This window comes from Nocardia suismassiliense (genome assembly GCF_900269665.1).
Taxonomy (GTDB): Bacteria; Actinomycetota; Actinomycetes; order Mycobacteriales; family Mycobacteriaceae; genus Nocardia; species Nocardia suismassiliense.
On the sequence record NZ_LT985361.1, the window covers coordinates 4,167,149 to 4,193,256 of the forward strand.

Here is a 26,108-nt window from a genome sequence, read left to right on the forward strand (position 1 = left end):
GCTTAGATGTCTGCAGAAATGGCCCGTCGGACGGCCGACGAGATCAGTTTGTTTCTCACCGAAACACTCGGGGATTTATTGGACATTGCCACCGATGATGTCGCGCTGAGTGAGCCATTCGCGAGTTTCGGGCTCACCTCGGCGGTGGCGCTGGTATTCGTGGGCAAGATCTCCACCTGGATGGGTAAACCACTCCCGCCGGATCTGCCCTGGGAGTATCCCACCGTGCACGCCCTGGCCGAAGGGCTCGCGGCGGCGCAGGACAGCACCGAACCGGTAGCGCCGGATGCCAGGGATCGGGAGCCCGAAGTCGGGGGGCGCCCGGTGCGGGACAACACGGCGCAGGAGCCGGTGGCCATCATCGGCATCGGGTGCTCGTTCCCCGGACTGCGCGGACCCGAGCAGCTGTGGGAAACCCTGTGGCACGGCCGGGAATTGGTCGGCGAAGCGCCGGAGGCCAGGCACGACTGGCCGCCGTCCGGCACCGCGCGTGGCGAGCGCCGCCGGGCTTGGTTCGGCGCCTTCCTCGAGGACCCGTACGCGTTCGACGCCAACTACTTCGGCATCGGTGACGCCGAGGCCGCGGCGATGGACCCGCAGCATCGTCTGCTCGCGGAGACCGTGGCCGACGCCTTCGAGGACGCGGGCGTGCCGGTAGAACGGCTGGCCGGCACCTCGACCGGCACCTTCGTCGGCATCACCGCGGGCGATTATGCCCGCGGCATGGGCGAGGCCGCCGAGTCCGGGATGCCGATCGCCGCCGTCACCGGCAATGCCAGCAGCATCGCGGCAAACCGCCTGTCCTACCTCTACGACCTGCGCGGCCCGAGCGTCAGCGTGGACACCGCCTGCTCGTCGTCGCTGGTGGCCCTGCACATGGCGTTGCGCAGCCTGCACGACGGCGACTGCGAGGTCGCCGTGGTCGGCGGGGTGAACATGACCCTCGACCCGCGCGTCACCGAGTCGCTGGCCGACGCGGGCATGATGGCCGCCGACGGGCGCTGCAAGACCTTCGATGAGAGGGCCGACGGATACGTCCGCGGCGAGGGCAGTGCCGCCGTCGTACTCAAGCCCCTGTCGCAGGCGGAGCAGGATGGCGATCGTGTATATGCGGTGCTGCTCGGTTCCGCGATAAACCAGGACGGCCGTACCAACGGCCTGACCGCGCCCAGCTACCAGTCCCAGGTCGACGTGCTGCGCCGCGCCTATCGACGGGCCGGTGTGCACCCCAGCGACGTGCAGTACATCGAGGCCCACGGCACCGGCACCATCCTCGGCGACGCCATCGAGGCCCGCGCGCTGGGCGCCGTCTTCGCCGAAAACCGCAGGAGCGAAGACAAATTCCTGGTCGGTTCGGCCAAGACGGTGGTCGGCCACCTGGAGGCCGCCGCGGGCATCACGGGGCTGGTGAAGACCGCCCTGGCGCTGCACCACGGGCAGGTGCCGGCGAACCTGAACTTCGAATCGCCGAGCAAGCACATCGCTTTCGACGATCTGCCGTTCGACGTGCCTGCGGCGAACCAGGATTGGCCGCACCGTAGTGGCCGCGCGCTGGCGGGCGTGAGCTCCTTCGGCTTCGGCGGCACCAACGCGCACGCCGTCCTGACCGGCCCGCCCGCACCGGCGGCACGCCCTGCGGCGACCGAAAAGCCCTACCTGCTCAGCATTTCCGGCCGTAGCGAGCAATCGACGCTCGACCTGGTCGACAGCTGGATCGATATGCTGCGCGACGGCACGGCCGCCCCGATCGCCGAACTGGCACAGACCTCGACCGCGCGCCGGGCCCAGCACCCGTTCCGGGTAGCCGTCGCCGCACGGGACCACGCGGACCTCGCCGAACAGCTCACCGCCATCTCCGGCGGTTCGCTGCCGCTCGGCGCCGCCGCGGGCCGGGTGCCGCGCAGTGGCCCGGGCAAGGTGGGCTTCGTCTTCACCGGCCAGGGCAACCAGTGGGTCGGCATGGGCCGCAAGCTTATTCGGCACCAGCCGGTTTTCCGTGACGCCCTGCTCGCGGTCGATCGCGAGTTGCGGGTCGAGCTCGGCTGGTCCACCTTCGCCGTGCTGGACCGGGGCCGAGACGAGGAAGCCCTCGCCGACACCGGCACGGCGCAGCCGGTGCTGTTCGCCCTCCAGGTCGCCCTTGCGGCGCTGTGGCAGTCGTGGGGTATCAAGCCCGCCGCCGTGGTGGGGCACAGCGTCGGTGAGGTCGCCGCCGCGCACGTCAGCGGCGCGATCGATCTGCGCACCGCGGCACAGATCATCGCGGCTCGTGCCAAAGCTACTGGCCGCCTGCGCGACAACGGCTGCATGGCCGTGGTCAACCTGCCCGCCGCGGAACTCGAACTGCCGCAACGGGTCTACCTCGCCGGCACCAACGGGCCGAAGTGGACGCTGATCTCGGGCAACACCAGCGCCGTCGACGGTTTCCTGGCCCGCCTGGACGGCGAGCAGGTGATGACCCGTCGCCTGCCCGGCCGCTACGCCTTCCACTCGCCGCTGATGCGCGACTGCCTGCCGGAATTCGCGGCCGACATGCCGTGCATCCAGCCCCGCGAGGGCAGCATCCCGTTCTTCTCGACCGTCACCGGCGGCCGGGTCGACGGCGCACAACTGAACGGCCTCTACTGGACCGATCAGGTGGTGCGCCCGGTGCAGTTCGCGGAGGCGGTGGGCGCGATGATCGACGCCAACGTCGGCTCGTTCATCGAGATCGGCCCGCACCCCGCGCTCAACGGCATGCTGAAAAGCCTGCTGCGCCATCATGACCGGGCCGGGGTGGCGGTGCCGTCGCTGGTCCGCGACGTGGACGACCTCTCGGTGATGCTGGCCGCCCTCGGCGAACTGCATGTCCGCGGGCACGAGGTGCGCTGGGCCGGCGTGGACGCGGCGCAGCGACCGCAGGCCCGGTTGCCGTTGTATCCGTTCGAGCGCAAGTCGTATCGGATCGTCGGCGGCGTGCCGAATGTCGAAGCCGCCCCGGTGTCGCGTGCGACGACGGATCTGTTCACCGCCGACGTCGACTATGTCGCGCCGCGCACCGAATACGAGCAGGTGGTCGCCGAGATGTGGGCCGAGCTGCTCGGCCTGGAGCAGGTCGGCGTGTTCGAGAACTTCTTCCGCATCGGCGGGCATTCGCTGGCCGCCACCCAGTTCGTCCGCAGACTCCGCGAACTCTTCGAGATCGAGTTCGCGCTCCGGCGCATGTTGCAGGAGCCGACCGTGGCTCAGGTGGCGGCGGCACTGGAGGAGCTGATGGTCGAACAGGCCGATGCCGCCCTTTTGGAGAGCGATCATGAACTCACCGGCTAGCAGCCTGGCGTTGGCGCGCCTGCGGGAACGTCGCGCCGCGGGCATCTCCACCACCACTGTTCCGCTGCGCGAGGGCGCGGGGCCGTTCCCGGTGACGCCCGCACAGCGTGGCATCTGGCTGCACGAGCAGCTGGCCGGCCATGCCGCGATCTACCATGTGCCGCTGGGCATTCGGATCACCGGACCGCTCGATGTCGCGGCACTGCACGCGGCCGCCGACGCGGTGACCCACCAGCAGCATGCCTTCCGCACGGTCTTCAAGGAGACATCGGAGGGCTTGCGGGCCGAGGTCGTCGAGGCCACGGGCGCCGACTGGCAGACGCCCGACCTGCGCTTGGTACCCGCGAAAGCGCGCGCGGCGGCGGTCGATCAGCTGCTCGAATCCCTCGCCGTCGCCCCGTTCGACCTGGCGGCCCGGCCGCCGGTGCGGTGGGCGCTGATCCGGCTGGCCGAGCAGGAGTGGATCCTCGCGGTCGTCGCGCACCACCTCGTGCTGGACGGATTGTCGATCGCGCTGCTGATCGATCAGCTGTGGGCGGCCTACGGCGCCGCCCGGCACGACGCGGCGAGCATCCTGCCCGTCCCGCCGCGTCAGTACGCCGACTACGCCGTGTGGAGCGCCGAACATGGCGCGCCCGCAACGCAAGCGGCGGCGGTCGAACGCCGGGCCGCACTGTTGCGTGGCGCCCCGCCGCTGGACCTGTCCATCGGTCGCCGCCCGCGGCGCGTGGGCAACACCGGTGCGCGGGTGGAGACTTCGTTCCCCCGTCAGGTGACCGAAGCAGTCCGCGCCTCTGCCGCGGCCCACGGCGTTCCGCCGTTCGTCTTCCTGTTGGCCTGCTACGAACTGACTTTGGCGCAGCGCACCGGCCAGCGTGACTTCTGCATCGGCATCCCGATGGCGGCCCGCCCGTACGCCGAACTCGCGAAAACCATCGGGCACTTCGTCAATACCGTCCCGGTCCGCGCCGACCTCACCACCGGACAGACCTTCCGCGAGCTGCTGCACCGCACCCGCGACACAGCGATGGCGGCCTACGACGACGAGACCGTCCCGTTCGAGCAGATCGTCGAGGCCATCGGCGGACCGTGGGATCCGGCTTACAGCCCGGTCTTTCAGACACTGTTCGTGCAACAGGTGCTGGAGCGACCTGACCTGAGCGAGTGGGGCCTGACCGTCGAATGGCACACCATCGACACCGGCGCCACCCTCTACGACCTGGTCATGCACGTCGCCGAGACCGGCTCCGAGCTGGTCTGCCACCTGACCTACAACGCGAAACTGCTCGATGCGACGGCGGCAGCGGACCTGGCGCAGGACTTCCTGACCCTCGCCGCCGCGGCGGCCACCGCACCGGAGACACCGGTCGACGACCTGCTCGCCGCACTGCCGGTACGCGAGTACACGATGAACGACGAAGCGGCCGAATCGGATTCGGCCGACTCGGCAGAGGTCGTTTTCGAAGCCCCCATCGGCGAGCGGGAGACCCGGCTCGCGGCCCTCTGGGCACAGGCGCTGGAGCGCACCGACATCGGCCGCCACGACGACTTCTTCCTGCTCGGCGGCACGTCCCTCGCGGCAACCCGGGTGATCTCGCAGATCCTCGACGAGTTCGGCGTGAGCATCTCGCTGCGCGAGCTCTTCGAGAGCCCGACGATCGTGACGGCCGCCCGGCTGATCGAAACGGCGTCCGCGGAACAGGATTCGCTGTCCCCGCTGCAAGCCGCGCCGCGCACCGACGGCGAGCTGCTCGCGGTGTCCTATGCCCAGGAGCGCCTGTGGTTCCTGGAGACCCTGGATCCCGGCAACGCGACCTACATCATGCCCGGCGGCTTGCGGCTGCGCGGCGAGCTCGATGTCGCCGCGGTGGAGAAGGCCCTAGCGCTGGTGGAACAGCGGCACGAGGTGCTGCGCAGCGTGTACCGGACCACCGAGGACGGTCAGCTGCGTCAGGTGGTCCGCCCGTATTCGCCACGGCCGCTGGAGTTCACGGATCTCAGCACCTTGCCGCCCGAACAGCGCGGCGACGCCGAGGCTGAGCTCGCGGCGAGCGTCTACCGTGCCCCGTTCGATCTGGCCGAGGGCCCGGTCTGGCGCTACCACCTGATCAAGTCGGCCCCGAACGAATACCTGCTGGCCATCGCGCTGCACCACATCGTGTGTGACGGCTGGTCCGTTGCCGTACTGAGCCAAGAGGTTTCGGCACATTACCGCGCAGAGGTCGCGGGCGTGGCCGCACCGCTGCCGCCGCTGGTGGTGCAGTACGCGGACTACGCGGCCTGGCAGCGCGGCAATGCCGACCGGCTCGACGGGCAACTGGAGTTCTGGCGGACCGAACTGGCCGACCCGACGGTCACCGAGATCCCCGGCGACCGGCCACGTCCGGCCCGCCGCACCTCCCGCGGCGCGGTCGAGCGGCTGGCCGTCGACCCGCAGGTGATGGCCGAGGTCCGGGCGCTCGCGGCCCGCAGCGGCGTCACCACCTTCGCGGTGCTGCTCGCCGCCTTCTACACAATGCTGAATCGGTATACCCGCCAACAGGATCTGATCGTGGCCTCGCCGATCGCGGGCCGCACCCGGTCGGCCGTCGAACCGCTGGTCGGCTGCTTCCTCAACACCTTGGCCCTGCGGACCGAGATCGACCCGGAGGAGACCTTCACCGCACTGGTGGCCCGCGTCGGCAAGACGGTCCTGTCCGCACATGCCAACCAGGACTTGCCCTTCGAGAAGGTCATCGAGGCCATGGTGCCGACCAGGGACATGAGCCGCACCCCGCTGGCCCAGGTCATGTTCAACTACTTGAACACGCCGCCCCCGTCTCTCGATATGGCCGGCCTCGACGTCGAACTCGTCGACGCGCCCCGCACGACTGCCAAGATGGACTTCGATCTCACCGTCGACGAGACCGACGGCCCGACGAAGCTGACTCTGGAATACAGCGCCGACCTCTACGACGCACCGACTGCGGTTCGGGCACTGCGGCATTACGCGACGGCGCTCGCGAGCATCGTGGCGGAACCCGATCAGCGCGTCGGTGAGATCGGCCTGGCGGACCCCGACGAGGTTGTCGCCGAGGCGGTCTGGGCACTGCCGGGTACCGCGATGGTGCCCGAGGCGGCCCCGGACGAACTGTTGATCGACCGGCTGGACACCGTAATCGACCTGCGCGGCAGTGCCCCGGCGTTGCGGGCGGGGGAGCGCAGCACGAGTTTCGCCGAACTCGACGCGATCACCGCGGTCATCGCCAAGAAGCTCATCGGCGCCGGCCTCGACGGCAGCCGCGTCGCGCTGCTCTACGACCACACGCCGGAGAGTTTCGTCGCCGTCTGGGCGGCCTTGCGTGCGGGTGTCGCCTACGTTCCGCTCGACCCGCGCGCACCGCAGGCCCGGCTGATCGAGATCATTGAGGAGGCCGATGTCTCCGCGCTGCTGTGCGATCCGTCGCTGGCGGAGCTGGGCCGTTCGATCGCCGGTGGGGCGCATGTCTTCCCGGTCTCCGGGCGTGCCGAACCGGACCCCGCCGTGAGCACGATCCTCACCAACGACCTGTCGACCTGGGCGAAATCCCACATCAGCGCCGACGACCTCGCTTACATCCTGCACACGTCCGGCTCGACCGGCCGCCCGAAAGGTGTGGCGCAGAGCCGCGGCAACGCGCTGGCCCACGCGGTCACCTACGCGCGGCGACTACGCATCGGACCCGACGACGTCGTGGCCGCGCCCGCCCGCTACACCTTCGATGCCGGCGTGCTGAACTCGTTCGGCGCCGCGGTGGCGGGGGCCGAGCTGTACGTGATCGACCCGCATCTGTTCAGCCCCGCGGGCCTGCGCGAGGAGATCGAACGCGCCGGGGTCACCGTGCTGCACTGCACCCCAACGCTTTTCCGCTACCTGCTCAGCGACACCGACGGGCCGTGGGTACCCGCCGAGCTTCGATTGGTAGCGCTGGGTGGCGAAGAGGTGGTCCGCGGCGACGTCGTCGACTTCGGCAAGCACTTCACGCCGGCCTGCCGACTGGTCAGCCTGTACGGGCCGTCGGAATGCTCGGTCGCCTTGCAGCACATCATTTCTCCCGAGGACGCCGACCGCGCCGGGGTGCCGATCGGACACCCGGTCGAGGGCGTCGAGGTGGAGCTGGTCGACGGAAGTGGCCGCCCCACCGAGGTTTACGGCGAGATCGCGCTGCGCAGCTCACACGTGGCCATCGGTTACTGGCACCGGCCGGAACTCACCGAAAAGGTGTTCGGCACCGGCCCCAACGGCATTCCGTTCTACCGGACCGGCGATCTGGCGCGCCGGCTGCCCGACGGCACGCTGGTGTTCGTCGGCCGCAAGGACCGGCAGGTCAAGATTCGCGGCCACCGGGTGGAACCGGGCGAGGCCGAGACGTTCCTGCGATCGCACTCGACGGTCGGCGAGGCGGCCGTGGTGCTGGACACCGAGGCCGACGTACCGCGGCTGGTCGCCTACCTCACTCAAGACGGCCCACTGGAGCCCGACTACCTCGAGCTGTCGGCGTTCTTGCGTACCCGGTTGCCGGACTACATGATTCCGTCGGCCTACATGGTCCTCGACAACCTGCCGCGCGGCCTCACCGGCAAGCTCGACCGCGCGAAACTGCCGAAGATCGCGCCCGCCGCGGCACCGGTGTTCACTCCGCCGGGCACCGAGCTGGAGCGGATCGTCGCCGAGGTGTGGGCGCAGGTGCTCGACCGCGAGGTCGGCCTCGGGCAGAACTTCTTCGACCTCGGCGGTCATTCGCTGGCGCTGGCCAGGGTGCGTGGCCTGCTCGAGCGCCGCCTCGGCGTGGAGCTGGCGATGACCGACCTGTTCGCCGCACCGACCGTCGACGGGCTGGCGAAGTCGCTGGCCGGTCGGACGGCCCCGCAGGACGATACGGACCGCGGACAGGACCGGCGCGCGGCCGCGGCCCGTCGCCGGGCACACCGCCAGGCCACCGAGACCCGGCCCGACAGCGTTGGGAGCCAGCGATGACCCACGACGACAGCGAGTTCCGGGTCGCGGTGATCGGCATGGCGTGCCGATTCCCGGACGCGGACACCGTCACCGAGTACTGGCGCAACCTGTGCGAGGGCCGCGAATCGGTGCGCCCGCTCGCGCCGGAAGCCTTGCCGGCCGACCCGCCCGCCGGTTACGTGCACGCGGGCGCGCTGCTCGCCGACGCCGACAAGTTCGACGCGGAGTTCTTCGAGATGACCCCGCGCGAAGCACAACTCACCGACCCGCAGCACCGCCTGTTCACGCTGTGCGCCTGGGAGGCGCTGGAGGACGCGGGCCACATCGCGGCCGAAGATCCCACGCCGGTCGGTGTTTTCGCGGGCGCGGGCATCAGCACCTATCTGCTGCGCAACCTGGTCGGCCATGCGAGCGTGTTCCAGAGTCCCAGTTCGCAGCTGCACGCGTTGCACGGCAACGCCTCCGACTACATGGCCACCAAGGTGTCCTACAAGCTGAACCTGACCGGTCCGAGCGTCGCCGTGCAGACGGCGTGTTCCACCTCGCTGGTCGCCGTGCACCAGGCCGCGCAGGCGCTGCTCGACTTCCAGTGCGACGTGGCGCTGGCGGGCGGTGCCAGTGTGCAGGTGCCGCAGGAAGCCGGGTACATCTACGAGGAGGGCTCGATCCTCTCCCCGGACGGTCACTGCCGAGCGTTCGACGCCGACGCGGGCGGCACCGTCTTCGGTTCGGGCGTGGGCGTTGTCGTGCTCAAGCGGCTCGCCGACGCGCTCGCCGACGGCGACCACATCCACGCAGTCATCCTGGGCTCCGCGGTGAACAACGACGGCGCCAACAAGATCGGTTACACCGCTCCGGGCATCGCGGGCCAGCGCGCCGTCATCCGGGAAGCGTTGTCGGCGGCCGGAATCAGCGCAGACACCATCGGCTACGTCGAGGCGCACGGCACCGGAACCAAACTCGGCGATCCGATCGAGGTATCGGCGCTGAGCGCGGCGTATCGCGAGCACACCGACGCGAACCAGTACTGCGCGCTCGGCTCGGTGAAAGCCAATGTCGGCCATCTCAATTCGGCGGGCGGCGTCGCGGGGTTCATCAAGGCGGTGCTCGCCGTGCGGGAGGGCCGAATCCCGGCCAGCCTGCACTACACCCGGCCCAATCCCGAAATAGACTTCGCGGCAAGCCCGTTCTTCGTCAACACCGAACTGCGGACCTGGTCCGATGACGTGCGCCGGGCAGGCGTCAGCGCCTTCGGTATCGGCGGCACCAACGCCCATGTGATCGTGGAGCAGCCGCCGACGCCAAAGCCTGCCGCCGTGCAACCCGGACCGCGCGCACTGTTGATCTCGGGCCGCACCGCCCAGGACGCCGACCGCATCGCTGTCCGGCTCGCCGAGCACCTGCGCGGCACCGACGCCGAACTCGCCTCCGTCGCTAACACTTTGGCGCAGGGCCGCCGTACCTTCCCGCATCGCCGCGTGGTCGTGGCGAGCACAACCGCAGAGGCCGCAGCTGCACTAGGAAAGCCGGCAGCGGGGGAGGCCATGCCGTCTCCCGCTCTCGCGTGGCTGTTCCCCGGCCAAGGCGTCGCGCTCGGCACCGCCGTCCTCGAACTCGCCACGACCGTCCGGCAATTCGGTGACCGATTCCGCGAATGCGCGGACATCCTGCGCGACCGCACCGGCTTCGACCTGGAGGCCGCGGTGCGCACCGGCGACGGCACCGAACAGACCCAGGTCGCGTTGTTCGCGGTCGAGTACGCACTGGCCGGAATGTGGCGTGAGTTCGGCGCCGAACCACGGGAACTGCTGGGCCACAGTCTCGGCGAGCTGGTCTGCGCCACCCTCGCGGGCGTCTTCGAGCTGTCCGACGCGCTGGCCCTGGTGGTCGAGCGCGGCCGGATCATGGCGGCGGCCCCGCCCGGCGGCATGCTCGCCGTCTCCAAGGGCGTGGACGTGATCGCCGCCCGCCTGCCGGAGGACGTGTGGCTCGCCGCCGACAACTCCGCCACTCGCTGCGTCGTGGCCGGCGCACCCGCGCCGCTGTTCCGGTTGGCCGGTGAGCTGTCGGAGGAGGGCGTGCCGAGCTCGCTACTGCCCGTCGGGCACGCGTTCCACACGCCACTCATGGATGAGGCCGCCGCCCGCTTCGCGGAGCTCGTGCGTGGCGTGCCGCGCCAGGCCCCGCAGATCCCGTTCTGGTCCAACGTCACCGGTGCGCCGATCACCGCCGAGCAGGCGGTGGACCCCGCCTACTGGGCTCGGCAGATGACCAGCACGGTGCGCTTCCGGGAAGCCGCCATCGGCCTGGTCGGCCGAAATCAGGGGACGGTCGCGCTGGAGGTCGGCCCGGGTAAGTCGCTGGTCTCGTTCCTGCGCACTGCCGATCGAGCAGCGGCGGCGGTCGGCAGCCTCGGCACTGGCTCGGCCGAGACCACGATCGTGGACGCGGCGGCACGACTCTGGTTGTCCGGTGTCACGGTGAATTTCGACGCCATCTACGGCGGCGAGACACCGGCCACCGTCAGCCTGCCGACGTATCCCTTTGCCCTGAAACGCTATTGGGTCGACCCGCCGGAAGCAGTACCCACCCGGCGCTTCGACACCGAGCGCCCCGCCCCGGCGGCCCCGGTGAAAAGCGAGGACACCGCACCAGACGACGAGGACGACTTCGTGGTCTCGGTGCGCAACCGGGTCGTCTCGGTCTGGTGCGCGGCGCTCGGTGTCGAGCAGATCGCCGACGACGCGAATTTCTTCGAGGCGGGCGGCGATTCGCTGCTCGCGGTGCACGTGGCGACCCAGCTGCGCGCCGTCTTCCCGTTGGAACTCGCCCTCGGCGAGCTGTTCGCCGCGCCGACCGCCGCGGGGATGGCCGACACCATCGCCGCACATCTGATGCAGCGGTTGGACGACCTGTCCGACAGCGAGGTCGAGCAACTGCTCGAGCAGCCGGGGGCGGCCGAAGAACGGAGCAACAATGCCTGAACTCGTCGATTCGGGTGCGTCCCGCCGCGCGTTGCTGCGCCGCTGGGCCGCCGGTGGCACGCCGCGCGCCGGCATCCCGCGCCGCCCCGATCCCACTGCCGCCGCGCCGCTTTCGGCCGCGCAGCAGCGGATCTGGTTCCTGGAGCAGCTGTTTCCCGATCGGGCGACCTACACCATGCCGCTGGCGCTGCGCCTGCGCGGCCACCTCGACGTCGCGGCCCTGCAGGGCGCGCTGTCGCTGGTCGTGGCCAGGCACGAGTCGCTGCGCACCAGCATCGAAGTGCGCGACGGTGTTCCGGTGCAGGTGGTCGGGCCGGTGGCGCCGCTGCCGATGACCATGGTGTCCCCGGCGCAGCTGGATGCGCAGCGACCGCTTGCCGACGCGATCGCGCAGGTGGAGCAGTTCAGCCGGACCGTGTTCGACCTGTCCGGTCAGTTGGTCGAGGTGCTGCTGGTGCGGTTGAGCGAGGACGATTCGATCTTCGCGGTCGCGATGCACCACATCATCTCCGACGGCTGGTCGCTCGGGGTGTTCGCCACCGAACTGATGTCGGCCTACGCCGACTTGACCGCAGGCAGGCATCAGCCCGAACTGCCCGCTCTACCATTGCAATACCCGGACTACGCGACGTGGCTCCAGGATCTCGCGCAGCAGGACAAGTTCGGCGCCGACCTCGATTACTGGCGCGGCGTGCTCGGCGACGAACCGCCGCTGGTCACCTTCCACCCCGACCGTCCGCGCGCGCTCGAGCCGGAAAACCGTGGCGCCAGAGTGCCGTTCACCCTCCCGGCGCCGGTGCTGTCGGGGCTGCGGCAGCTGGCCGACGAGGTCAGGGTGAACGATCGCCCCGCCACCTTGTTCATCGCGCTGATGGCCGGATTCAAAGCGCTGCTTCGTTATTACACCGGCGCGGAGGACATCACCGTCGGCACGCCGATCGCGGGTCGCAACCGGCCGGAGATCGAGCCGCTCATCGGGTTCTTCGTCAACGCGCTCGCCTTGCGGACGGATCTGTCCGGTGCGCCGACGTTCCGCGAGCTGCTCGCCAGGGAACAGCGCGTCGTCTTCGACGCGTTCGATCACCAGGAGGCGCCGTTCGACCTCGTCGTCGAGCATGTGCGGCCCGATCGGGAACTCAGCCACTCGCCGCTGTTCCGCACGGCCGTCGTACTCCAGAACACCGCACTGCCGGAGCTCGCGATTCCCGGCCTCAGCGCCGAATACGTCGAAGTCCATTCGGGCACCACCAAATTCGATGTGCTGGTGACCCTGCGCCAGGTCGGTGCGGAACTCGTCGGCGCCTTCGAATACGACGTCGACCTGTACGACGAGCCCACCGTCGCCGCCATCGCCCGGCACTTCGTCGCCCTGCTCACCGCCGTGGTCGCCGAGCCCGACACCGCGCTGCCGGAGCTGGACTTCCTCGAGCCGGTCGAGCGGGAACGCGCCTTGGCCGCGGCACTGCCCAGCGAGCCCGCCTTCGAGCCCGCCCGGACGCTGCACGAACTCTTCGCGGCGCAGGCGAGCCAGACCCCCGACGCGGTGGCGCTCACGTTCGGCGACAGCACGTTGAGCTACGCCGAGCTGGCGACCGCCGCCGATCGGCTGGCCCAGCGCCTGCGCGCCCGCGGTGTCGGCCGTGGTTCGTTCGTCGGCATCCACCTCGAGCGGTCCGCCGAGGTAGTCGTCGCGATCCTCGCGGTGCTGCGGGCCGGTGCTGCTTATGTGCCGCTCGACCCGATGTATCCGGCCGACCGGATCGAGTTCATGATCGCGGATTCCGGTGCGCGACTGGTGATCAGCCACAGCTCGCTGGTCTCGGCGGCGGCATCGGGCCCCGAGCTGCTGCTCATCGATCAGTCGCCGGACGAGAGCGTGGCCGATCTGCCATTGGCGACGGCCGAACCGCACGACCCGTGCTACGTCATCTACACGTCGGGCTCGACCGGCGTGCCCAAGGGCGTGGTCATCGAGCACGCCAACGTGGTTCGCCTGTTCTCCACCACCAGGCGCTGGTACGACTTCGGCCCGCAGGACGTGTGGACGATGTTCCACTCGTACTCCTTCGACTTCGCCGTCTGGGAGATGTGGGGCGCGCTGCTCTACGGCGGCAGGTTGGTCGTGGTTCCCGGCTCGGTCAGCCGGTCCACCGCGGAGTTCGCGGAACTGCTTGCGCGCGAACAGGTCACGGTGCTCAACCAGACTCCGTCGGCGTTCACCCAACTGCTGCGTGCGCTGGAGAACGCGCCGAGCACGGAGCTGTCGGTGCGCTGGGTGATCTTCGGTGGTGAAGCGCTCGATCTGTCCACGCTCACACCATGGTTCGACCGCTACGGCGAGTCCGCGCGGCTGGTGAACATGTACGGCATCACCGAAACGACCGTGCACGTCACCTATCGCGAGCTCACCCGCGCGGATGTGGTGTCGGCGGCGGGCAGCCTGATCGGTGTCCCACTGCCCGATCTCGGCGTGCTGATCGTCGATCCGGCGGGCCGCCCGGTACCCGATGGGGTGGCAGGGGAGATGCTCGTCTCCGGTCCCGGCGTCGGGCGCGGCTACCTGAACCGTGACGACCTCACCGCCGAACGTTTCGTGGAAAGCCCGGTGCTGGGCGGACGCCGGGTCTACCGGACCGGCGATCTCGCCCGCCGCAGGGCCGACGGCGATCTCGAATACCTCGGCCGGATCGATCAGCAGGTCAAGGTGCGTGGTTTCCGCATCGAACTCGGCGAGATCGAGGCCGCGATCACCGCGCACCCCGGCGTCGACCAGTCGGTGGTGCTGGCGCGCAAGGACACCGGCGGAAACCTCTCCCTGGTCGCCTATTTCACCCCCGGCGACGCGACCGCCGACGCGGCCGACGCGGAACAGGATCAGGTCGCCAACTGGCAGATCGTCTTCAACAGCACCTACCGCCAAGGCCACGAGGGCGCCGCCGATTTCGATATCTCCGGTTGGAACGACTCCTACACCAACGCCGCCATCCCCGAGGAGCACATGCGGGAATGGGTCGAGGCCACCGTTGCCGCGGTGCGCACGCTCGCACCGCAACGAGTCCTCGAAATCGGCTGCGGCACCGGCCTGTTGCTGTCCCGGCTCGCGCCGCAGTGCGCGGTCTACGACGCCACCGACGTCTCCGCCTCGGCCATCGAGAACGTGCGGACCAAGATCGTCGCGGGCAACCGGGACCTGGAGCACGTCCGGCTGGACCTGTGTGCCGCCGACGAGCTGCCCTACGACGTCGCGGGCCCGTACGACGTCATCCTCATCAACTCGGTGGTGCAGTACTTCCCGAGCGCCGACTATCTGACCCGCGTGCTGGAGTCCGTGGCCGGCCTGCTCGCCCCCGAAGGCGTGCTGTTCGTCGGCGACGTCCGCGACCTCACGCTCAGCGAGTCGTTCCACGCGACCGTCGAGGCGACCAACGCGCCGTCCGCCGGTGCCGCCGAGCTCGCGCCCGCGGTGCGGGCCGCCCTCGACAGGGATGCTGAATTGGTAATCGCGCCACGGTATTTCGAGGAGTTCGTGGCCGCGCATCCGACGCTGACCGGCTCCAGGATCCGGCTCAAGCGCGGCGAGTACCTCAACGAGATGTCCCGATTCCGCTACGACGCGGTGCTGTACGCGGGCGAACGCGGGCTACCGGTGCGGCCGAAACTGCTCGACGCCACGACAACGCCGCAGCAACTGGCGGACCTGCTCGAGCGCGACCGTCCCGCAGCGGTGCTGATCGCCGATGTCCTCGACGCCCGGGTGGCCGGTCCACTGGCGGTGGTCGGCGAGTTGCAGCGCGGCCGGGCCGGCGCGGCCCAGATCCGTGCCGCTCTCGCCGATTCCGGTGGCGTGAGCCCAGAGGACTACTTGGCCCTAGCCGATCAGCTGCCGTACCGCTTCGAGGCGCTGCGCCGGCCCGGCGGCCGATACGACGTCGTGGTGACCGGCTGGGATGTCGCCTTGCCGTCGATCCCGGCGGCCCGCGACGCCGAATGGCCGGACGATCTCTTCATCTCGGATCCGTTGCGCGTCAAGGTACGTGACGACCTGGTCGTCGATGTGCGTGCGCACCTGGCCCGGCGACTGCCGCAACACATGGTGCCCGCCGCAGTGCTCGTGCTGGACGAATTCCCGTTGACCACCAACGGAAAACTGGACCGTCGCGCACTGCCCGCCCCGGTCCTGCGCCGCAACACCTTGGAGTACGAGCCGCCGCGCACCCCGCTCGAACAGCGGGTCGCGGGCGTCTTCGCCCACGTCCTCGGCATCCCGCGGGTGGGCCGCGAAGACAACTTCTTCGACCTGGGCGGCCACTCGCTGCTGGCGGCGCAGCTGATCCTGCGGCTGAAACAAACCTTCGGCGAAGACATTCCGCTCGGCTCACTATTCGCCCGGCCGACCGTGGCCGGTGTGGTCGCTCTGCTCGCAGGGGAGACCGCGGCGGCGGAATCGATCGACCTCGAGGCCGAGGTGGCCACGGCGATCGAATCATGGCCTGCCGCACCGTGGACCGCCACACCGCCCAGCACGGGCGAGGTGCTGCTCACCGGCGCGACCGGCTTCGTCGGCGCCTTCCTGCTCCATGAACTCCTGGCGCGCACCGACTCCCGCGTGCACTGCCTGGTGCGGGCGGACAGCAAAGAAGAGGGCCTGGCGCGACTGGCCGCCACCTTCGACAGCTACGAGCTGCCCCGCGCGGCCATCGACCGGGTGATCCCGGTCCTCGGCGACCTGGCCGAGCCACGACTCGGGCTGTCCGAGAAGCAGTTCCTGCTGCTGGGCCGCACTATCGACGCGATCTACCACAACGGCGCGCAGGTGAACTTCGCGCTGCCGTACCGGGTGCTGGCGGCGGCCAATATCCAGGGCACCCAGGAGCTCATCACCCTGGCCCGAACCAGTGGCGCCCCACTGCATTTCGTGTCGTCGCTGTATGTGCTCGGCCCCGGCGACGCGGTCGACGGCCGGGTCGCGGCACCGCTGCCCGCCCAGGATCCCACCCAGCTGTCGCTCGGTTATCTACAGAGCAAGTGGGTGGCCGAACGGCTGGTCACCGAGGCGGGCGAGCGCGGCCTGCCGGTGAGCGTGTTCCGGCTCGGCCGCATCGGCGGCGGCAGCCGCACCGGCGCCTGCCAGACCAGCGACTTCTTCTGGCTGCTGGTCAAGGCCAGCCAGGAGGTGGGTCTCGCGCCGGAGGTGGACTTCGCCGTCGACCTGGCGCCCGCCGACTTCACCGGCGCGGCCATGGTCGAACTGGCCCGCAATGCCGAACCGGGCCCGCACATCTACCACCTGCGCAACCCGCAGCCGTGCAGCTTCACCGACGCGATCGGCTGGCTGCGCGAAAGCGGCTGGCCGGTGCGCCTGGTCGCCCTCGACCAGTGGCGTGACGCGATCGCCGCGCACGCCGCGAGCGCGGGCCCGGGATCGGCATCCTTCAGCGTGCTCAGCCTGCTGAGCGCCAACGGCGGCCTCACCCCGCTGATCCAGTTCGACGTCGACCAGGCCGTCACCGCACTGGATCGGGTCGGCGTGCAGTGCCCGCCGGTCTCCCGTGACCTGTTCATCCGCTACCTGGATTACTTCCGCAAGGTCGGCTTCCTCGCCGCGCCGTCACCACAGGAGGTCGGAGTATGACCACAACACTGCTCACCGGGGGCGCGCTCGAGTACGACACGTTGGTGCGCGCGCTGACGAACCAGGCCGCGCGGCGACCGGACCGGGTCGCGTACAGCTTCCTGCACTACCCGGATTCGTCGTCCCAGCATGGCGAGACCGAGTCGCTGACCTACGCCGAGATCGACCGTGCGGCACGGGCATACGCGGCCACCCTGCTTCAGGTCGCACGCCCCGGCGACCGTGCGGTGCTGCTGCTACCGCCGGGCCTGGAGTACGTGAAGGCGTTCTTCGGCTGCCTCTACGCCGGGATCATCGCGGTGCCGCTGTATCCGCCGAGCGCACACAACTCCAACGGGCGCATCGACGCCGTCTGTGTCGACGCCGACCCGGCCTGCCTGGTGACCACCGACGGTGCGCTGGCCAATGTGACTGCCTGGCTGGACAATTCGCCGACCGACACCACCCGCCTCATCGTGACCACCGGCGAGGTGGACGAGAAGCTCGCGATCGACTGGGAACCCGTCCTGGTGGACCGCGAGCAGATCGCCCTGCTGCAGTACACGTCCGGCTCCACCCGCACGCCCGCCGGGGTGATGGTGCCGCATCGCGGACTGCTGGACAATGCCAGGCAGGTCTACGAAATGATGTACCACGTCGGCATTTCCGCCGACGAGGAGGTCGGCTTCGTCAGCTGGCTGCCGCTGTTCCACGACATGGGCCTGATGGTCGGGGTGATCATGCCGATCATCAACGGCCATGGCGTGGTGCAGATGTCGCCGACGTCGTTCCTGCGCAGGCCGCAGCGCTGGCTGCAGGCGATCAGCGACCACCCCGCCCAGGTCTTCGCGGCCTCGCCGAACGTCGGCTACGAGCTGTGCGCCGAACGTATCGGCCCCAAGGAGCTCGAAGGCATCGACCTGAGCCGGTGGCGGTATGCGCTGTCCGGCGCGGAGCCGGTGCGGGTGAGCACCATCGAGAAGTTCCATGCCGCCTTCGCCGACCACGGCCTGGCGCGCTCGAGTCTGATCGCCGGGTACGGGCTGGCGGAGTCGACCCTGATCGTATCGGTGAACTGGCGAACCTTGTCCGGCGTGCAGACGCTCACGGTGGACCGCGACGCGCTCGCCTCGGGCCAGGTGGTGGTAGCCCAGGACGGCGCGAGCATCGTCAGCGGCGGTGCCGCGGCACCGGGCACCACCATCCAGATCGTGGATCCGGAGACCAGGGAGCCGCTGCCCGAGGACCGGCTCGGCGAGATCTGGGTCGCGGGCCCGGCCGTCTGCACCGGCTACTACAACCGGCCGGAGGAGACCGAACACACCTTCCGCGGCGAACTCGCGCCGCGCGACGGCAAGTACTACCTGCGCACCGGCGACATCGGCTTCCTGCACGACGGCGAGGTCTATCCGACCACCCGGCTCAAGGACCTGATCATCATCGACGGCCGCAATTACTACCCGCCGGACCTGGAGGACGCCGCCGAGCAGGCCCACCCCTTGGTGCTGCCCGGTCGCTGCTCGGCCTTCTCCGTCGAGGTCGGTGTGCAGGAGAAGATCGTAGTGCTCATCGAGGCCAGGATCCCCGCCGACGACGAAGCCACCGCGCAAGAACTGCGGAACGCGGTGCGCCAGGCCATCTTCACCATTCACGACGTCGGCGTGCACGAGGTGGTGCTGCTCGGCCCCGGCGCGATTCCGCGCACGTCGAGCGGCAAGATCCAGCGTTCGGCGTCGCGCACCGCCTACCTCGACGGCACGCTCCGGGGTGCCAAATGACCACGGCCCTCGCTCCACACGGTGACAAGCTGACCTGCTTCACCGCGGCATTGGCGAGCGCACTGGTGGCCAGGGGCGAAACACAGTGGTGGCGGCCGCTGCTCGCGGGCGGCCCGACGCTCGCGGTGAGCCCCGCCGAGGCCGCCCTGCTGCTGTTCGAGCACGATGCGACCCCGCCGTTGCCCGCGCTCGGCCTCCGGGTGAACGGCACGGACGACTGGGCGACGGCCTATCACGCGCTCGAAGAGCAAGTGGCCGAGCACGGTTCGGCGGTGCTGCTCGCCGACATCTTCCACCTGCCGTGGCAGCACGGTTACCAGCGCTGGCACGCCCCGCACTGGCTGGCCATCGTCGAGACCCTCGACGGCTGGGTCGTGGAAGACCCGCTCACGATGACCACCGAGCTCGGCAAGCAAGCCGGGCAACGGGTCCCGGTGCTCTCGGCGGCGGAACTGCGCGACTGGTCGGTGGGTCTCGGCGCGGACGACACCGTCGCACTGCTGCGGGAACGGGCGATGGCCGGTTCCAACGCGATCCATGCCGGCCGGACCTACCGGTGGCTCGAATCCCATCCGGTCGCGCCACTGTCACCGCGCGAGGACCGTCTCGTCGGCGGCGATGCACTGGTGGCATTGGCCAGCCGCTACCAGTTCGCCTCGACACCAGATGACTTCACACAGCTGGACGATTTGTGGCAGGCGCTTCGCCAGCGTGAACTACTACTGTGGGCGGCCGACCTCGATCCCGAACTGCTCGATGCCGATGGTCGTGACCACTGGGAACGCGCGGTCACGCAATGGCGCAAACTGCCGCCGCTGCTGATGCACGCCCGGATGCGCGCCGCCGGGGGCCGCACTGTGCACACCGCGCACATCGCCGAGACGCTGCTGTCGCTGGCGGAATTCGAGGGTAAGCACCTGGCCTTCGCGCACCGTCCCCGCACGGCGGGGGAGTAGCCATGGCAACCGATGTGGCAGTGCAGCTTTCCCCCGCCGACGGCTACGTGACGTGGACGCAGCGGGCGAAAGCGCTTGCGCGCGAACCGGGTACGCCCGGCGTCGCGGTGCGGATGGCACTGCTGGCCACCTACACCACCGACTTCCTCGCCGAACTGCTGCCCGTGGCGGGCGCCAGGGCCGGATTGACGCCGGAACTGCTGTCCTTCCCGTTCGGTCAGGTCGAACAGGTGCTGCTCGCGCCCCAAACACCGTTCCGTGAGGGCGATTACGTGGTGCTGGCCGGTACCCACCACGACATCACCGGCACGGTGGACGAGACCGTCAACCGCTGGGTCGGCCTCTGGGACGCGGCCGCTCGTTCCGGTGTCCGGGTCGTCCAGCTCGGTTTCGCGCCGCCCGCGGTGGACGCTTACGGCCCGGCCGCCTGGCGCGCACCGCAATCGCTGTCCCATCGGGTGCGGGAGATCAATACGCGGCTCGCCGAGCACGCTGCGGGCCGAGTGCTTTTCGTCGACGTCGAGCAGCTCGCCGCCCAGGTCGGCTTGCGGCAGTGGGAAGACCCGCGCAGCTGGTACCGGGTCCGCCAGCCGTACGCACCGGACAGCCTGCCCTGGCTCGCCGCGGCCATCGCCGACACCATCGCCGCCGACCGCGGCCGTTCGGCGCGCTGCGTGGTCGTCGACCTGGACGGCACCCTGTGGGGCGGCATCCTCGGCGACGACGGCATCGACGGCATTCGCGTCGGCACCGGCGCGGACGGCGAGGCGTTCGCCGACTTCCAGCGTTACCTGCGCGCACTGACCGAGCGCGGCGTGCTGCTCGCGGTGGCCAGCAAGAACGATCGTGACCTCGCACTGCGTGCCATCGCGGAGGCGCCCGGCATGGTGCTGCGGGTCGAGGACTTCACCCACATCGTCGCCGACTGGCGGCCCAAATCCGAACAGCTGCAAGAGATCTCGGACAAGATCCGGCTCGGCCTGTCGAGTTTCGTCTTCGTGGACGACAATCCCGCCGAATGCGCCCAGGTGGTCGCGGCACACCCGGAGGTGCGCGCGCTGTGCCTGCCCGCCGCCGCCGCGAAGTTCGCCCCCGAACTGGCGGCGCTGCCGTGGCTGCACCCGGGCTCGCTGTCCAGCGAGGACTTCACCAGGCAGCGCTCCTACCAGGCCCTCGCCGCCGCCGAGCGGACTGCGACGGACAACCTCGACGAGTTCCTGGCCGGCCTGGAGATGGTGGCCACCATCGAGCCGATCAACAGCACCACCCTCGACCGGGCCGCGCAGCTGATCGCCAAGACCAACCAGTTCAACCTGACCACCCGCAGGCACACCCAGACCCAGGTCCGCAAGATCGCCGAGGACCCACAGTGGTTCGCGGCCACGCTGCGCCTGCGGGACCGCTTCGCCGACCACGGCATCGTCGGTGTGCTGCTCGCCGAAGACCTCGGCGGTGCCGTCGAGATCGATACGCTGCTGCTCAGCTGCCGGGTGATCGGGCGGAACGTGGAGAACAATCTGCTGGCCGCCGCCGCCGAATGGGCGCTGGCACAGGGCAGTTCGCGACTGGTGGGCCGGTATCTCCCGACCGCCCGCAACGCGCTGGTGCGCGATCTGTACCCCGGGCACGGCTTCGCGCTGGACGCGGAGTCCGAGCAGGGGTCGGTGTTCGGTTACGACCTTTCGGGCGGCGTGCCCGCACGCAGCCCGCATGTGCGAGAGGCGCAGGTGCAACATGGCTACTGATCTGATGGAACAGTTGCTCGAGCTGTTCGCCGAGGTGGTCGGCGAGCCGGCCGCGCACGGCCCCGACACGGTGCGCGCGGACATGGACACCTGGGACTCGCTCGCCCAGGTGCGGCTGGTCTACGCGGTGGAACGCGCCTTCGGCGTGGAACTTCCGGAGCGCACGCTCACCTCGGAGCCGTCGCTAGCCGAGATCGCCGCCATCGTGGCGGCCGCACGGCAGGAGCGGGTGTCATGAACAGCAGGGTGTTCCGGGTTACCGATACCGATGTGGCGACCTACGCCGCCGCGGTCGGCGATCGGAACCCGCTGCACGTCGACAACGACTTCGGCCACCGCTCGCCGTACGGCAGGCCCGTCGCGCACGGCGCACTGGTGGTCACCCTCGCCTTGGCCGCGCTGGCCGAGACCACCGATCCGATGGCGGTGCGCGATATCCGGGCGACGTTCCGGCAGCCCACCATCCCCGGTCGTCGCTACGAGGTCGACTGGACGGTGTCGGAGAGCGAGGCTCGCGGCCGGGTCAGCTTCGGCGGCATCGAGGTGGTCGGCATCCGGTGCAGGCTCGGCTCGGTGCTGCCGTGGTGCGGTCCCGCCGCCGAGGACGAACCGCGCCGCGACGCCCCGCGAGTACTCGGATTAGCCGATGTGGCAGGCGATTCCGCGCAGTCACCCGGCCAGGAGCGCGGATCGTACTCCGTGGACTATCCGCTCATCGCGGGTCTGGTGTCACGAGTCATCGGCGGTCGTGTTCCCGAACATGTTGCGGCGGTGCTCGGTTGGGCCAGCTACTGGACCGGCATGTGCACGCCGGGCCGGGACGCCCTGCTCGTCGCCTGCACCGTGGTGTTGCACGGATCCGGTTCCGGCGCCGTGGCATTCGAGACCGCCGAACCTGAGGTGGACCGGCGATCCGGGCTGGTCACCTTGCGCGCGGGCATGCGCTGCGGAGCCAGTGCCGATGTCACGGTGCAGAGTCTGATCAGGGAGTCGGTGCCCGGCCCGGACCCGGCCGAACTCGCCGCGGTGCTGCCGCCGTCGGACGCGCTGGCCGGGCGCACCATCCTGGTCGTCGGCGGCAGTCGGGGGCTCGGTGCCGCGGTATCCCTGGGTTTGGCGAGTCAGGGCGCGCGCGTGCTGGTGAGTTGCACCCGGGCGCCCGAGGTGCTCGCGGCGGCCTCACACGCCTACCGGGATCGTTTGTGGCCGGTGCTCGCCGACGCCAGCGACGGCTACGCGCTGGGCGCCGCACTCCCGGAAGGTCCCCTGGACGGCGTGGTTCTGCTTGCCGCACCGGCCATTCCGACGCTGCCGCTGGCACCGGACGCGGTCGAGACCGCCGCACAGTTCATGGCGGCGAGCACCCGGCTGGTCTTCGCCCCGCTCTCGGTGTGCGTGCCTCGGCTCCGCAAAGGGGCGACGGTGGTGATGATCTCCTCGGAGGCGGTACTCGCGCCACCACGCTGGTGGCCGCACTACGCGGCGGCCAAGGCGGCCGTCGAGGGTCTCGCGGAATACGTTGCGCGACACCATCCCTGGAACGTCGTGGTGGTGCGGCCACCGCGACTCTGGACCGACCTGACGAACACGCCGGGCGGACGTGCCGTGAGCAATCCCATCGCACCGGTCGCCGCCGACATCGTCAACGCGTTCTCCGCGCAAGACGTTGTCGCCGGGGAAGTCTCGGTGCTCGGCGCCGCCGGTTGGGGCGCACCATGGCCAATTCTGAGTGAGGAGGTGCGGGATGCTGGAGATCGCCGACCTGAACAAGTCGTACGGTAAGAAACAGGTCCTCACCGGTATCGATCTGACCGTGCGGCCCGGCGAGATCGTCGGACTGCTCGGCCCCAACGGCGCGGGCAAGACCACGACGGCCTCGATCGTCTCCGGTCTGACCGCCGCCGATTCCGGCACGGTGCGCATCGACGGCATCGACATCCGCAGCAAACCACGTCAGGCGCGGCGCAAACTCGGCCTCGCGCCGCAGGAACTCGGCGTGTACCCGACACTGACCGCCGAGGAGAACCTCATCTTCTTCGGCAGGCTGATGGGCGTCGGTCGCAAGGACCTCACGGCCCGCATCGCCGAGGTCGGCGAGCGGCTCGGCGTCACACCCTTCTTACAGACGCGGGCGCACCAACTCTCGGGTGGCCAGCAGCGGCGACTGCACACGGCGATGGCGTTGCTGCACGAGCCGGATGTGCTGTGGCTGGACGAACCGACGGTCGGCGCCGATGTTTCGGCACGCCAGGACCTGCTCGCCGAGGTGCGCAACCTGGCCGATCAGGGTGCCGCCGTCGTGTACGCGACGCACTATCTGCCCGAACTCGAGGTGCTCGACGCGCGTGTGGTCGTGCTGCACGAGGGCCGGATCCTGGCGCAGGGCAGTGCCGCGGCTCTGGTGGAGCAGTACGCGCAGGCGGCGGTGAGCCTCGAATTCTCGGCGGCCATCCCCGCGAGCCTCGGCGGGTTCCTCGCCGCGCCCGGCGCCGCGGTGCTGGAGTCGAAGCGGTTGAACATCCCGACCAACACCCCGGGACAGCTGCTCGCGCAGTTGTTTGCCACCTTGGACACCGACACCGACCAGCTGCTGGCCGCGGAGATCCATCACCCCAATCTGGAAAACGCCTACTTGGCGATCATGCGCGCGGCGCAGGACGCGGTCGACCAGCCCGTGGAAGGAATCCGAGATGCTGTTGCATGACTCTGCCGTCGATCGGGTACGCGCGTTGTCCTGGGCGGATCTGCGCCGCATCCGTTCCGACCCGGCCCAGCTGATCGTGATGATGGTGCTGCCCATCGGCATGATGGCGTTCTTGACACCCGCGAACCGGGCGCAGCTGCGGTTGACCGGATACTTCGACGCCACCGGCATCGAACAGTCGGGACCGGGCACGATCGTGCTGTTCGCGTTCTTCATCACGACCCTGCTCGGCGCCTCGTTCTTCCGCGAACACGAGTGGGGGACCTGGGATCGGTTGCGGGCCGCGCCGGTCCGCGCGGTGGAGGTGATCCTCGGGAAGTCGTTCCCGTCCGTGCTGTTCTCGGTGTTCCAGCTGACCTTCTTGTGGTTGGTCGCGTTCACGCTGTGGGACCTGCACAGCAAGGGTTCGACCTGGCTGCTCGTTCCGCTCACCGCGTCGCTCGCCGTCGCCACCTGGGGGTTCGGCATCGCACTGGTCTCGTTGTGCCGGACCATCGATCAGCTCGCGATCATGGCGCAGGTCGGCTCGCTGGCCATCGGTGGTCTCGCCGGCACGATCACCCCGCGCGACACCCTGCCCGCCTGGGCCCGCGCGTTGTCGCCGTACACGCCGCAGTACTGGGCGCTGAAGGGATATCAGGACGTCATCCTGCACGGCGCCGGGTTCGGCGACATCGTCAAGCCGTGCCTGATCCTGCTCGCCGTCGGCGTCGCGGGCGGACTGGTCGCCCTGTTCAAGTTCCGGCTCAACCACAGCAAAGTCGGCCGCAGTTGACGCGCTACTCGATCGGCTGGGTGATCGCGTTGTGTTCGTCGTTGATCAGGTGAAACGCGGACGCCAGATCGTCGAGCGCGGTCTGCCAGAGCGGTTCGGTGCCGTCGCCGTGCGGGTTGCCGCTGCTCAGTGAGAGCAGCACCTGCGCGGCCTCGGCGGCCCTGGCCGCGGCGTCGAGCAGCACCGGGGCCTGGTCGGAGGTGTCGCGCGGAGCCAGCGCGTCGATCCGGTTGTGCAGCCAGTGCGCGTCGAAATGGGCCTGTTCGGTGGCGTTTTCGCCGTCCAGCGCGGGCTGGGTGCTCGCCGCGGTCCAGCGCCTGGCCAGCTCGTTCTGATCCGGCGCGTTGGTGACCGCGGTGCGCAGTTCACTGCTGAAGACCCGTTGCAGCAGCGCCGCCAGTTTGGCGCGTTCGACCGCAGTGTCGTTGTGCGCGGGGACATCCATCTCGCCCGGGTCGATATGCAGCACCGCGAGAATTGCCCTCAACTGCGCGATCGTGGCCACTCAACCCCTGCCTTGTCATGACTCGCCGAGCTGCTCTCGGCTACCACCCGACCCCCGGTATACCGAACGATTAACTAAATGATAGCCGCACGGTGTCAACGCGGCACCGCAAACGCCGCGCGAATGCTACGGCCGTGTCGGCGGTCATGGCCTGCTGCACAACCGATCTCGCGCACGCCTAGTTGTGCCTTGAATCACCGCCACCCCGCTGGCTGATATAGAACGATCCCTCTAATATGGATTTATGAGCAATCGGGAAGTAGTAGAAAAGTTCTATCTGGCAACACAATCCGACGACGCGGCCGCGATCCTCGACGCGCTGCACCCGCGGTTCACGGCCCGCATCGCACCCGGGATGCCCAGCGTCACCGACACCGCGCCGGAAGGTCCGATGGCCGCGCTGAACGGGGTGTGGGGGCCGGTGTTCGGTGACTTCGAGGTCGCGCCGTTCGCCGAGACCTGGTACGAGGCGCAGGACGATGCCGTGATCGTCACGGGGCATTACCGCGGCACGGCGCGCGCGACCGGCAAGGCGGTGGATGCCGAGTTCGCGCACGTCTGGCACATTTCGGATGGGAAAATCAGTGCGTTGCACCAGTACACCGACACCTGGTCTTGGCGCACGGCCTTGGCCGAGTGAGGTGTGCCGCGACGGTTGTGCGGACGGCGCTGCATGCAGGGGCCGGGCTGGACCGGACCTCAGGTGTGCCATGGTGACCTCATTCCGAAACAACGATGCCTACACATCTACGTTCGGTTTGGT

General features: G+C 69.5%; 13 protein-coding genes. 12 read left to right on the top strand and 1 reads right to left on the bottom strand.

Annotation, left to right across the window (positions count from 1 at the left end):
- Positions 1–6: 6 nt before the first annotated feature.
- The 11 genes from DBO33_RS42870 to DBO33_RS18725 are packed head-to-tail and all read left to right on the top strand — an operon-like array spanning position 7 to position 24,840.
- The gene (locus DBO33_RS42870) at positions 7–3,309 is read left to right on the top strand and encodes a type I polyketide synthase (RefSeq protein WP_159080351.1); all 3,303 of its coding nucleotides are present in this window, start codon (positions 7–9) and stop codon (positions 3,307–3,309) included.
- Positions 3,293–8,305, top strand: coding sequence for a condensation domain-containing protein (locus tag DBO33_RS18680; protein WP_159080352.1), 5,013 nt, complete (start codon positions 3,293–3,295; stop codon positions 8,303–8,305). Before DBO33_RS42870 ends, DBO33_RS18680 begins: the two co-directional genes overlap by 17 nt.
- Positions 8,302–11,271: a type I polyketide synthase gene (locus DBO33_RS18685; RefSeq protein WP_107656195.1), complete on the top strand. Its 2,970-nt coding sequence runs from the start codon at positions 8,302–8,304 to the stop codon at positions 11,269–11,271. The genes DBO33_RS18680 and DBO33_RS18685 overlap by 4 nt, the downstream gene beginning before the upstream one ends.
- On the top strand, positions 11,264–16,903 hold the full coding sequence (locus tag DBO33_RS18690) for a non-ribosomal peptide synthetase (protein ID WP_107656196.1): 5,640 nt from the start codon (positions 11,264–11,266) through the stop codon (positions 16,901–16,903). The genes DBO33_RS18685 and DBO33_RS18690 overlap by 8 nt, the downstream gene beginning before the upstream one ends.
- On the top strand, positions 16,900–18,660 hold the full coding sequence (locus tag DBO33_RS18695; protein WP_107656197.1) for a fatty acyl-AMP ligase: 1,761 nt from the start codon (positions 16,900–16,902) through the stop codon (positions 18,658–18,660). The genes DBO33_RS18690 and DBO33_RS18695 overlap by 4 nt, the downstream gene beginning before the upstream one ends.
- Entirely contained in the window at positions 18,657–19,616 is a 960-nt protein-coding gene (locus tag DBO33_RS18700) for a hypothetical protein (protein ID WP_107656198.1), read from the top strand. Before DBO33_RS18695 ends, DBO33_RS18700 begins: the two co-directional genes overlap by 4 nt.
- Positions 19,617–19,618: 2 nt before the next feature.
- A complete protein-coding gene (locus tag DBO33_RS18705; protein WP_107656199.1) occupies positions 19,619–21,361 on the top strand; it encodes an HAD-IIIC family phosphatase in 1,743 nt (580 codons plus the stop codon).
- A complete protein-coding gene (locus tag DBO33_RS18710) occupies positions 21,351–21,599 on the top strand; it encodes an acyl carrier protein (protein ID WP_159080353.1) in 249 nt (82 codons plus the stop codon). Before DBO33_RS18705 ends, DBO33_RS18710 begins: the two co-directional genes overlap by 11 nt.
- On the top strand, positions 21,596–23,143 hold the full coding sequence (locus tag DBO33_RS18715) for an SDR family NAD(P)-dependent oxidoreductase (protein ID WP_107656201.1): 1,548 nt from the start codon (positions 21,596–21,598) through the stop codon (positions 23,141–23,143). Before DBO33_RS18710 ends, DBO33_RS18715 begins: the two co-directional genes overlap by 4 nt.
- Positions 23,106–24,065 carry an ABC transporter ATP-binding protein gene (locus tag DBO33_RS18720; RefSeq protein ID WP_107656202.1) on the top strand — a complete coding sequence of 320 codons (960 nt, stop codon included), beginning with the start codon at positions 23,106–23,108 and terminating at the stop codon, positions 24,063–24,065. Before DBO33_RS18715 ends, DBO33_RS18720 begins: the two co-directional genes overlap by 38 nt.
- Positions 24,052–24,840 (top strand): ABC transporter permease, encoded by a 789-nt coding sequence (locus DBO33_RS18725; protein ID WP_107656203.1) that lies wholly within the window; start codon positions 24,052–24,054, stop codon positions 24,838–24,840. The genes DBO33_RS18720 and DBO33_RS18725 overlap by 14 nt, the downstream gene beginning before the upstream one ends.
- 4 nt (positions 24,841–24,844) lie before the next feature.
- Here DBO33_RS18725 and DBO33_RS18730 read toward each other — a convergent pair whose 3' ends face one another.
- Positions 24,845–25,327: a hypothetical protein gene (locus tag DBO33_RS18730; protein WP_159080354.1), complete on the bottom strand. Its 483-nt coding sequence runs from the start codon at positions 25,325–25,327 to the stop codon at positions 24,845–24,847.
- A 262-nt stretch (positions 25,328–25,589) separates the two neighbouring features.
- Between DBO33_RS18730 and DBO33_RS18735 the strand changes: the two genes are divergently transcribed.
- Positions 25,590–25,985, top strand: coding sequence for a nuclear transport factor 2 family protein (locus DBO33_RS18735; RefSeq protein WP_107656205.1), 396 nt, complete (start codon positions 25,590–25,592; stop codon positions 25,983–25,985).
- Positions 25,986–26,108 lie beyond the last annotated feature (123 nt).

Bases quoted from the DNA above. Each gene is read 5' to 3' on its own strand.
- DBO33_RS42870 (WP_159080351.1), top strand. From the start codon at position 7: ATGTCTGCAGAAATGGCCCGTCGGACGGCCGACGAGATCAGTTTGTTT.
- DBO33_RS18680 (WP_159080352.1), top strand. From the start codon at position 3,293: ATGAACTCACCGGCTAGCAGCCTGGCGTTGGCGCGCCTGCGGGAACGT.
- DBO33_RS18685 (WP_107656195.1), top strand. From the start codon at position 8,302: ATGACCCACGACGACAGCGAGTTCCGGGTCGCGGTGATCGGCATGGCG.
- DBO33_RS18690 (WP_107656196.1), top strand. From the start codon at position 11,264: ATGCCTGAACTCGTCGATTCGGGTGCGTCCCGCCGCGCGTTGCTGCGC.
- DBO33_RS18695 (WP_107656197.1), top strand. From the start codon at position 16,900: ATGACCACAACACTGCTCACCGGGGGCGCGCTCGAGTACGACACGTTG.
- DBO33_RS18700 (WP_107656198.1), top strand. From the start codon at position 18,657: ATGACCACGGCCCTCGCTCCACACGGTGACAAGCTGACCTGCTTCACC.
- DBO33_RS18705 (WP_107656199.1), top strand. From the start codon at position 19,619: ATGGCAACCGATGTGGCAGTGCAGCTTTCCCCCGCCGACGGCTACGTG.
- DBO33_RS18710 (WP_159080353.1), top strand. From the start codon at position 21,351: ATGGCTACTGATCTGATGGAACAGTTGCTCGAGCTGTTCGCCGAGGTG.
- DBO33_RS18715 (WP_107656201.1), top strand. From the start codon at position 21,596: ATGAACAGCAGGGTGTTCCGGGTTACCGATACCGATGTGGCGACCTAC.
- DBO33_RS18720 (WP_107656202.1), top strand. From the start codon at position 23,106: ATGCTGGAGATCGCCGACCTGAACAAGTCGTACGGTAAGAAACAGGTC.
- DBO33_RS18725 (WP_107656203.1), top strand. From the start codon at position 24,052: ATGCTGTTGCATGACTCTGCCGTCGATCGGGTACGCGCGTTGTCCTGG.
- DBO33_RS18735 (WP_107656205.1), top strand. From the start codon at position 25,590: ATGAGCAATCGGGAAGTAGTAGAAAAGTTCTATCTGGCAACACAATCC.